The sequence below is a fragment of the Desulfobotulus alkaliphilus genome, from assembly GCF_007830435.1.
GTDB classification, from domain to species: Bacteria; Desulfobacterota; Desulfobacteria; order Desulfobacterales; family ASO4-4; genus Desulfobotulus; species Desulfobotulus alkaliphilus.
Genome location: NZ_VLLC01000022.1, coordinates 4,700 through 7,497, shown reverse-complemented (window position 1 = coordinate 7,497; position 2,798 = coordinate 4,700). Strand labels below are relative to the sequence as shown.

Sequence of the window (2,798 nt, the reverse complement as noted above, 5' to 3'; positions counted from 1 at the left end):
CAACGGCTTTGGGAGCTTCTCCCCCTGCTTCGAGGGCCTCAGTCAACGGCTTTGGGGGCTTCTCCCCCTGGCTTCGAGAGCCTCAGCCAGCGGGAGAGGGGAGAAAAAAAGCCATCCTCAAGGCCCCCTCCCAAATAAAAAGACCTGTGGATTACAGTAAAACTGGCAGGAGAACGCACCTTATTTTTCTGAATGGTAATCCTTAAACCAGCGAACAAAGCGACCTATCCCATCCTCCAGCGGCGTAGAGGGTTTGAAACCCGTCACAGCATACAGTTCACGGATATCTGCCCAGGTAGCAAGCACATCTCCGGGCTGCATGGGCATCATGTTTTTGATGGCCTTTTTTCCCATTGCCTTTTCAATGGTTTCGATAAAGGTCATCAGCTCAACGGGCTCATGATTGCCGATATTATAAACCCTGAAGGGAGCATGGCTGGATGAGGGATCAGGATTGCTGCTGTCATAGGCGGGATCTGGCTCAGGAACCACATCCATAACCCGGACAACACCCTCCACAATATCATCAATATAGGTAAAGTCCCGCTGCATGCGCCCCCCGTTGAATACCTGTATGGGGCGGTCTTCGAGAATGGCGGAAGCAAAAAGGGAAGGAGACATATCCGGCCTTCCCCAGGGTCCGTACACCGTAAAAAACCGAAGACCCGTTACGGGCAGACCATACAGATGGCTGTAGGTATGGGCCATCAGCTCATTGGATTTTTTGGTGGCGGCATAAAGGCTGACAGGGTGATCCACATTGTCATGAACACTGAAAGGCATACGGCTGTTGGAGCCATATACACTGGAAGAGCTGGCATATACCAGATGCTTCACGCCATTGTGGCGGCAGCCTTCAAGAATATTCAAAAAACCCACCACATTACTGTTCACATAGGCATGGGGATTCTGCAGCGAATACCGCACACCCGCCTGAGCGGCCAGATTGACGACCTGATCAAATTCATTGTCCGCAAAAAGGGCTTCCATGGCCTTGCGATCTGCAAGATCCATGCGGATGAAATGAAATCTTTCAAAGCCTTCCAGCTGTTTCAGACGGTCTTCCTTCAGGCTTACGGCATAATAATCATTCATGTTGTCAATGCCGACAAGCTCTTCGCCTCTTTCCAGCAAAGATTTGGCAAGGTGCATACCAATAAAACCCGCAACACCTGTTACCAGTATTTTCATAGGAATTAAACCTTTCAAGGGCGGCCAATGGCCTCATAGGTCCAGCCTGCGGAACGCAGACGCTCCGGCGCATAGAGGTTTCGGCCATCCACAAGAATCCGGTTTTTCAGGCGGTTTTCCATCTCATCAAAATCCGGAGCCCGAAACTGGGGCCACTCCGTACAGATCACCAGAGCATCGGCACCGCTGAGGGCCGAATATTTGTCCGGGCAGAGAACAAGATCCGGCCTTTCCCCGTAAATCCGGGCCGCCTCTTCCATGGCCACAGGATCAAAGGCCTGCACCCTTGCCCCGGCCTGAAAGAGCCTTTCCATAAGGGTCCGGCTGGGGGCTTCACGCATGTCATCGGTGTTGGGCTTGAAAGCAAGGCCCCAGAGGGCAATGGTTTTATCCTTCAGGTTTTCAACCCCATCAAAAAGCTTTACCAGCTTTTTGAACAGCACTTCCTTCTGACGATTGTTCACGGCTTCAACGGCCTTGAGAAGCTCTGCCCCGTATCCGATCTGGGCAGCGGTTTTTTCAAGGGCCTTCACATCCTTAGGGAAACAGGACCCGCCATAACCGCAGCCGGGATAGATGAAATGATAGCCAATGCGGGGATCTGAGCCAATGCCCGTACGCACCTTTTCTATGTCTGCGCCTAAGATTTCCGCCATATTGGCAAGCTCATTCATGAAGCTGATCTTGGTGGCAAGCATGGCATTGGCCGCATACTTGGTCAGCTCCGCAGAACGGACATCCATGAAAATATTGCGCTGGTGATTCCGGTTAAAAGGCTCATACAGCTCCTGCATCAGCCCCTGTGCCTTTTCCGATACCGTACCGATAATGATGCGATCCGGCTTTAAAAAATCATTCACCGCAGCGCCTTCTTTCAGAAACTCCGGATTGGAAACCACATCAAAAGCAAAATCCACACCCCTTTCCTTAAGGGCGGCTTCCATGGCCTCCTGTACCCTGTCTGCCGTTCCAACGGGCACGGTGGATTTATTCACCACAACCCGATAGCCGTCCATGTGGGTGGCAATGTCCTTTGCCACGGCAAGGACATACTGAAGATCTGCGGAACCATCCTCATCCGGCGGTGTGCCCACGGCGATGAACTGCACCTGACCATGGGCAACGCTTTCTTTGGCGCTGGTGGTAAAAAACAGACGGTTATCCTCCACATTGCGCTTCACAATGGCATCCAGACCCGGCTCCCAGATGGGCAGGATACCCTGTTTCAGATTCTCAATCTTTCGGGCATCCACATCCATGCACATCACCCGATGCCCCACTTCCGCAAGGCAGGCCCCTGTGACAAGGCCCACATAGCCGGTTCCGAAAATGCTGATTTTCATATCTATTCCTTATAATTAAATTCCGTCATACCTGCGTAATCTTAATTTTTATCTCATTATCCCTATCTTTCAGCCATAGGAACTTTAAACCATGGAAATTGCATGATCAGATTTTACGATTGTTGACGGGCACCCGTAAAGGGTGTCCCTACAAAACAGGGCCGTAAAAACCATTCGTAGGGGCAGGCAACTTCATCATAGCCTCCCCCTGGCTTCGAGGGCCTCAGCCAGCGGATTTGAGGGCTTTTCCCCCTGGCTTCGAGG

2 protein-coding genes are annotated in these 2,798 nt (G+C 51.7%); both read right to left on the bottom strand.

All coding sequences use genetic code 11. The features are described from left to right. Nucleotides 1-180: 180 nt before the first annotated feature. Nucleotides 181-1,191 carry an NAD-dependent epimerase gene (locus LZ24_RS12540; RefSeq protein ID WP_144685655.1) on the bottom strand — a complete coding sequence of 337 codons (1,011 nt, stop codon included), beginning with the start codon at nt 1,189-1,191 and terminating at the stop codon, nt 181-183. Between the two features lie 14 nt (nt 1,192-1,205). Further along, on the bottom strand, nt 1,206-2,534 hold the full coding sequence (locus tag LZ24_RS12535; RefSeq protein ID WP_144685654.1) for a UDP-glucose dehydrogenase family protein: 1,329 nt from the start codon (nt 2,532-2,534) through the stop codon (nt 1,206-1,208). Between the last annotated feature and the right edge of the window lie 264 nt (nt 2,535-2,798).

What these genes read in the sequence shown, in the direction of transcription:
- LZ24_RS12540 (WP_144685655.1), bottom strand. Translation starts at nt 1,191, where the DNA reads ATGAAAATACTGGTAACAGGTGTTGCGGGTTTTATTGGTATGCACCTT.
- LZ24_RS12535 (WP_144685654.1), bottom strand. Translation starts at nt 2,534, where the DNA reads ATGAAAATCAGCATTTTCGGAACCGGCTATGTGGGCCTTGTCACAGGG.